The sequence below is a fragment of the Lentilactobacillus sp. TOM.63 genome (assembly GCF_030361045.1).
GTDB classification, from domain to species: domain Bacteria; phylum Bacillota; class Bacilli; order Lactobacillales; family Lactobacillaceae; genus Lentilactobacillus; species Lentilactobacillus dabitei.
The window spans coordinates 1-7,284 of record NZ_JAUCAP010000097.1 but is presented as its reverse complement, the minus strand read 5'-3'; the positions used below and the strand labels follow the sequence as shown (position 1 = coordinate 7,284).

Below are 7,284 nucleotides of genomic sequence, written 5' to 3'. Positions count from 1 at the left end.
GAAGCATCATTTATTTAAGTTAGATACATATTATATGTACGAAGGCATTTCATTTACACAAGATTCTTGACGCTACCCGCAGTTGACGTTAGCTTCTTATCTGGAGGCTATACAGGAAACTTCATTGGACTAGATGTGATTGATATGTATCGTCGAAATAGTACCCAGGCAGTCTTTACTGATTTTAAATATAGTGTCTAAATATAGTGCCTTGAGCTAAGCGAAGGCTTGGAAGAGTGATGACAGTATCATTACTTTAACCAAACCTTTTTCTTTTTGAAATAGTTTGGTGATATGATTGTTTATGAAAAGAAACCAACTAAAACAAATAATAGGATGGTGTGTAATGATGGTTAACAAAGAGGAGCGAACGAGGGGACACATTTATAATTTCCAAAAAATATTAGCATTTATTTTTAATCATCGATTCACATCCCAATCAGAGATCTCTTCTGTACTTGAGATAAATAAAGCAACTGTTTCTAAAATATATAGTGAATTAAAACAAAAACAGTTTGTCAATGAGGTTGGTGCTGGAACTTCTTCTCCAACAGGGGGGAGGAAACCACGTCTGATTGAAATCAATAAGACGTTTGGATATACGCTATGTGTTGAATTAACTGAACATGAAATAAAGGGATTGGCTTGTTATCTAAATGGTGCAACAATACAATTTCACCAGTTACAAATATCTCGAGACTCTGATTTAATTGTGTGTTTGGATAAGCTTATAGGCATGTTTGGAAATATTCAGGGAACTCTAAATGGATTGCTTGGGATTTGTTTTGCAATTCATGGGAAAGTCCACAATAATCAAGTTTTGTCATCTTATCTCAACCTAAATAAAATCGATTTAGTAAATCGTTGTAAGAAATATAACGTCCCGGTCATTCTTGAAAATGAAGCGAATTTATCGGCAATATATTCACGCGATTTTATTCGTGGAAACCGAGAAGAAAACGCCGTTACGCTTAGCATTCATCAAGGAATATATGCGGGCTTCATATTAAATAATCGCTTATACAGAGGCTCCCATGGCCAAGTTGGCGATATTGGTAATAATATTATCATGTCATCTTTTCCGATAAGTAATGGGAAAAAGTTATTAACCTACCAAGATTTATATGCCCAAGACACCGTTGTGAATTCGATTGGTGAGCTAGTGGGGCAAATTCATTTGACATTGTTTGATTTATCAAAGCTTTATGAGGATCATAATGACGATGTAGTTGCTGGGTTATCACAGTTTGCTAATGGAATATCAGAAATCCTGCATAATATTGCTGGAACAATTGCTCCAGACATTTTTTATATTAACTCGCCACTAATTCACCAAATACCTAGCATTCTTACTCAAATAAAGAAATATTTTGAACGGATTTCAGGCTATTCCCCCCTCATCCAATCTATCCCAAATGTTCCTCTGGCAACTTTACTTGGTGGGGCGGCGTTGATGACACATTATATTTTAGAACTTGATGATCTAAAACTAAATTTTTGGAATTATACTGAAGAGTAAATAATTGACTATGGATAACATTTATACTTAAAGCCACCTTTATGGCTTTAAGTATAAATGTTATCGTGTGCATAAAAGCATATCAATCAGACAGATCACTACTGATTCGTTTGATATACTTTACATATCAGCATGTAAAATAAAGCTTGACAGCATGGTTAGACTGATCTATCATTTTGCTTGTAAGCGTTAACAAATAAATGTTAACGTGTGCATTATCCGGTGATTGAAGGGAAGGATATTCATGAATACTACTGTAAAACCAAGCGGAAAAAATGGCAGTATGAAATATATTATTGCTGTTGTACTCATTGCCGCAATTGGTGGTTCACTTTTTGGGTATGATCAGGGCGTGGTTTCTGGTGCTTTAAGTTTCTTCAGTGTTCATTTTAAAATGACACAGGCAGAGATTGGATTCGTTTCTGGGGTCCTCGCATTAGGAGCTATGTTAGGGTGCCTAATTGCTGGATGGATGAGTGACCACGCTGGTCGAAAGCCAGTTATGATTACTGCTGGAGCACTTTTTACATTGTCAAGTTTGCTTTTAGCACTATCTCCTTCGGTTTCATACCTTGTTGCCGGAAGAATCTTATCTGGAATTGCCATTGGAATGGCCTCAACGATTGTTCCACTTTATATTTCTGAGGTAGCTCCAGCAAGAATACGTGGAACTCTAGTTAGTGCAAATCAACTTGCGTTTGCAATTGGAATGACGACTGTTTATATTGTTAATGCTCTTATTGCTAATTTAAATGTTTCTAGTTGGAATATCCAATTTGGATGGAGATTTATGTTTGGATCGGGTATTGTGCCAGCTATCATATTCTTTGTTTTAACACCTTTTATTCCTGAAAGTCCTCGTTTCTTATTTAAAAGAGGGAAATCTGCTAAAGCATTGAAAATTCTTACTCGAATGAATGGCGAAGCCGCTGCCGAGGAAGAAAGTAAAGCGATTCAGGACCAGCTTCATCGTGAAAATCAAGGCTTAATCCGAGAATTGTTCAAACCTGGAGTTCGATTTGCTTTATTGATTGCACTATTAGCCGCAGCATTTCAACAGCTAACAGGGACCATTGCGGTTGGGTATTACGCACCAATTATTTTCCAAAAAACTGGAATTGGGACTAATGCTTCTTTAATTGAAACTATTGGAATCGGTGTCGTGAAAATAATCTTTGTTGCGATTTTCATGGTTTATATTGATAAGCTGGGAAGAAAGAAACTGTTAACTTGGGGAGCATTTTTAATGGCTGCAGCATTGCTGGCACTTACATTAATATTTTCGGTAGGAAAGTTCAATATGCTCATGAATATTTTGATCATGGTAGGCGTTCTTGCCCACACTGCATTTTATGAACTATCATGGGGTGGTGGTGCCTGGGTTATCATTTCAGAAGTGTTCCCAACTAGTATTCGTGGTCGAGCACAATCACTAAGTTCACTAACAATGTTTCTTGCCTCATATTTTGTAAGTCAAGGATTTCCAATGATGCTTAACGGCATTGGAGCTACTTGGACATTTGTTATTTTTGCTGGCTTTTGTTTGATAATGATGTGGTTTGCTGCGAGAGTTCTTCCAGAAACGAATGGGAAAACATTGGAACAGATTCAATCTGATTTTACCCATAAGAATGCAAAACAAGTTACTGTCACTAAAGAGGGTGTGACGAAATGAGTACTATGAACTTGTATTTCAAGGATAAGGTTCTCAATTGTCTCGGTGATTCCACAACGTGGGGAGATAATGGAATTGAGTCGGGAGGTAATAACATTTCATGGACCACCCATTAGCAGGACATCCTGCCCTTCAAAACTGTTAGAAATTATGGGGTACGGGCTTCAAGAGTTGCCATTACCCCTGACCGTACTGATAGTTTTATTGAACGATATAATGAAATGGACAAGGATGCGGACATTATTACGGTATTTGGAGGTATAAATGATTTTCAACATAATGTCCCGTTAGGAACTGTTGAAGATCAAGATCCACATAGCTTTTATGGTGCTTTGAATACTTTGATTAAAGGAGTCGTTTCGATGTATCCAACGCAACCGATAATTTTTATGACACCAACAAAAAATAACTTTAAACACCCAACTAAAAGATATCCGACAACTCTGCAAGCAAATAAGTTAGGGCTCTTCCAAAGAGACTATGTTCAGGCGATTGTGCGATCTTGTGACTTATACAGTGTAGCTGTAATTGATTTATATACTGAAAGCGGTATTTCTCCATTTTTACCAGAATATGTTCCTAAATATATGCCTGATGGAATGCACTACAGTGATGCTGGATACGAACGGCTGAGCCATCGTATTGCCGGGGAATTGGTAAGGCTAGCTTATTAAAATGAAATTATTTTTGAATTAATGTTAACGTGTTCATTTAAATGCGATATACTTTAATTAATCAAAATGTTGAATTCAATATTATCAGAAGATTTATTGGGTGAACACGATAACAGTAACAAATGATGTGTAACTAAGATCCATATTAGCATCCATACATTCATTAACAAATTGTATTAGGAGGAATTTATCATGGATTTACAATCACTATTATCAGGCGTTAAAGAAATTTTGGTCTCAAACGGCAATTATGAAGGTTTAAGCAATAAAGAAATTTATACGCCTTCAATTCAAGTAGAACGGCGGAATGTTTATTTTATTCTTCATCAAAAGAATAGCGATGGCATCGTTGAAAAATCATTAGTCGTTTATGAAAACCGATTAACAGCTGGCGACTTTGAAGCAACTGAATCAATGGAAGACGTTGACTCAACCTTATTAGTGGGCGCACTCAACGAGCATAACAACGATGCTTTAGCAAAACGGTTCCAGTGGATGCGGCCAACTTCTCGTCGAAACTACAAGTACACCTTCGGCTTAGGCGATCGGCTGGGCAATGCCTCAAATGCGCATTTGCGATTATTAAAGGGCCGTGGGATTATGCCAGTCTTAGCTCAACAGTCAATTCGAGAACTGGTCTTGATGCATCGAACCAACACTGACGTCTTTCAATCAGCTTCCTGGGCTGTCTTTGAAGAAGGCTTCACCTATGGTTGGGGAGCTGATGGTGATCACGTCAAGACACCTTATGAAGTTGATTATGCCGTTAAAATTGGTTGCTCAATGATCACTTTGGATTGTACTGAAGAAATCAATAACGACATTGTCACCTTGGATGATACTGAACTTGATAAACGTTTTAACCAATTGGATCCCGACCAAATCAAGTACTTCAATGATACTTATTTGAATCAAACGTTTTATTTAGGCGACGGCCGTTCAGTTAAATTTACTAAGCATGACGTCGAAGAATCTGTTTTAACCTTCTATGATGCCATCCTATTTGCGGCCGGCATTTACAAGAAGTTCGTTGTGCCGTATAACTTGGACTTTGAAATTTCGATGGATGAAACCCCTTATCAAACGACTAATCCAAACCATTACTTCTTCGCTAACGAGTTGCATCGTCGTGGCATTACCCCAACAACCATGGCTCCACGCTTCTACGGCGAATTCCAGAAAGCCATTGATTACATTGGCGACACCAAGCGCTTTGAACGTGAATACGTCATTCATGAAGCAATCGCTGAACACTTTGGTTACAAACTCAGTATTCACTCAGGCTCAGATAAGCTATCAGTTTACGAAATTATTGGTCGAATCTCTAAGGAACATGGTTGGCATGTTAAAACGGCCGGAACTAACTGGCTGGAAGCTTTGCGGGTGATTGCCCATAAAGATCCGAAGTTTATGTTGGAACTCTACAAGTTTGCTTATGAGAACTTGGATGATGTCAAGGCCTTCTATGTCTTTAATGCCCAAACCGATGGCACTGCACCAAAGCCAGATACGATGACCGAAGAAAATGTCATGGACTTGTTGAACAATGATGATGCCCGCCAAGTTTTGCATACCATGTATGGCTCAATCATGAATCTCAAGCACAACTACCACTATGTATACCGTGACAAGCTTTGGAACATTCTTTTGAAGAACCAGGCACTTTATGATAAGTACTTGAACATTCATATTGCCGAGCATCTAGACTTACTGCAAGGTGTGGTCAAGACAAAGCAAGAAGCTCAAGAGAAGCATGAACCAAAGACTGACATTTCCAAGGAAAGCGAAAAAGAACTTGAAGCTAGCATGAACCTTTAGTTAAAGGAGGAATTAACCGGCATGACGTTATTAAATGATGATTTTCTTTTGGGCAATCAGACGGCGAAAACCTTATTTCATGATTATGCAGCCAAAATGCCGATCATTGATTTTCACTGCCACTTAAACCCACAAGAAATTTACGAAAACAAGAATTATCCCAACATTACCCGAATTTGGTTAAATGAAGGAACCTATGGCGACCATTATAAGTGGCGATTGATGCGGGCCAATGGCGTTGATGAAAAGTACATTACTGGCGATGGCGATGAATATAAGAAGTTTATCGAGTGGGCCAAAACAATTGAGAATTCATATGGTAACCCGCTGTATGAATGGACCCATTTGGAATTGCGACGGTTCTTCCACATTGATGAAGAATTGACACAAGAATCAGCCCCACGAATTTGGGACAAGGCCAATGAGTTGTTACAAACCGATGCCTTTAAGCCTCGTAATTTGATTAAGAACTCTAACGTTCAAGTGGTTTGCACGACTGGCGACCCGGCATCTAACTTGCGCTACCATAAATTATTGAAGAAAGAAGAGGCCAACAGCGGCTTCAAAACATTGCCGGCAATGCGCCCGGATAAACTGATCCAAATTGATCGGGATGGTTTTGGCGAGTACTTGAAGACATTGAGTGCCGTCTCGCAAACGCCTATCAATAAATTTGCCGACATCATTAAGGCTCTGCACCAACGCTTTGAATTCTTTAACGAAATGGGTGGCCGTCTCTCTGATCATTCACTATTGACCTATCATTTTAACGAGGCCAGTGAGGACCAATTGGATGAAATTGTCAAAAAGGGTGTTCAAAACAAGCCACTAAGTCAAACAGAAATTGATCAATATTTGACAATGTTGCTGGAAAATTTGATGAAATTAAATACCGAGTTCAATTGGACGATGCAGTTCCATATCAATTCTAATCGTGACCTGAATCGACCAATGTTTGATAAAATTGGTCCGGATACCGGATACGATGCTGTTGGAACCCAACCAGACATTGTTGAGCATATTACCAAGTTATATACCAAGATGCAGGACACCGGGGACGTCCCAAAGACAATCTTCTACTCATTGAATAATAATGATTGGATGGAATTGGCAACCATGATGGGCTGCTTCCAAGGCGGCACGACCCAGAAACTGCAATTAGGGGCTGGCTGGTGGTTTAACGACACTGCTGAGGGAATGGACGATCAACTTCGAATCTTTGCTCAAGAAAGTCTGTTGCCACACTTTGTCGGGATGTTGACCGACTCAAGAAACTTTCTCTCTTATCCACGTCATGAATACTTTAGAAGAGTCCTCTGTAATTTCTATGGCAAGTTGGCAGAACAAGGGCGGGTGCCTAATAATACTGAAAAACTGGGCAAGATTGTCCAAAACATTGCCTACAATAATGCGCATGATTACTTTGGTTTTTTAACAAATTAATATTTGAAAGTGGTATCAATTAAAAAAAACTTTGTTGAGCCGAAAATTGGTTAAAAAAGATATAATTGAATAACTAAGAGTGACCTATACCCCCAAAGTTAAAGTAAAAACTTTAGCTTTGGAGGTATTTTTTATGACTAAGATTTCAAAAGAAA

The 7,284-nt window shown here is 38.5% G+C and carries 5 protein-coding genes; all 5 read left to right on the top strand.

Annotation, left to right across the window (positions count from 1 at the left end):
* Nucleotides 1-346: 346 nt before the first annotated feature.
* The 5 genes from QUF07_RS12625 to uxaC all read left to right on the top strand — a co-directional run bounded on the left by QUF07_RS12625 (nucleotide 347) and on the right by uxaC (nucleotide 7,129).
* Entirely contained in the window at nucleotides 347-1,519 is a 1,173-nt protein-coding gene (locus QUF07_RS12625) for an ROK family transcriptional regulator (protein WP_217342023.1), read from the top strand.
* A 244-nt stretch (nucleotides 1,520-1,763) separates the two neighbouring features.
* Nucleotides 1,764-3,194 (top strand): sugar porter family MFS transporter, encoded by a 1,431-nt coding sequence (locus QUF07_RS12620; protein ID WP_289427710.1) that lies wholly within the window; start codon nucleotides 1,764-1,766, stop codon nucleotides 3,192-3,194.
* Nucleotides 3,195-3,316: 122 nt separating this feature from the next.
* The gene (locus QUF07_RS12615) at nucleotides 3,317-3,868 is read left to right on the top strand and encodes an SGNH/GDSL hydrolase family protein (RefSeq protein ID WP_353960967.1); all 552 of its coding nucleotides are present in this window, start codon (nucleotides 3,317-3,319) and stop codon (nucleotides 3,866-3,868) included.
* 192 nt (nucleotides 3,869-4,060) lie between these two features.
* On the top strand, nucleotides 4,061-5,686 hold the full coding sequence (locus QUF07_RS12610) for a tagaturonate epimerase family protein (protein ID WP_289427709.1): 1,626 nt from the start codon (nucleotides 4,061-4,063) through the stop codon (nucleotides 5,684-5,686).
* A 21-nt stretch (nucleotides 5,687-5,707) separates the two neighbouring features.
* Entirely contained in the window at nucleotides 5,708-7,129 is a 1,422-nt protein-coding gene (uxaC, locus tag QUF07_RS12605; RefSeq protein WP_289427706.1) for a glucuronate isomerase, read from the top strand.
* Nucleotides 7,130-7,284 lie beyond the last annotated feature (155 nt).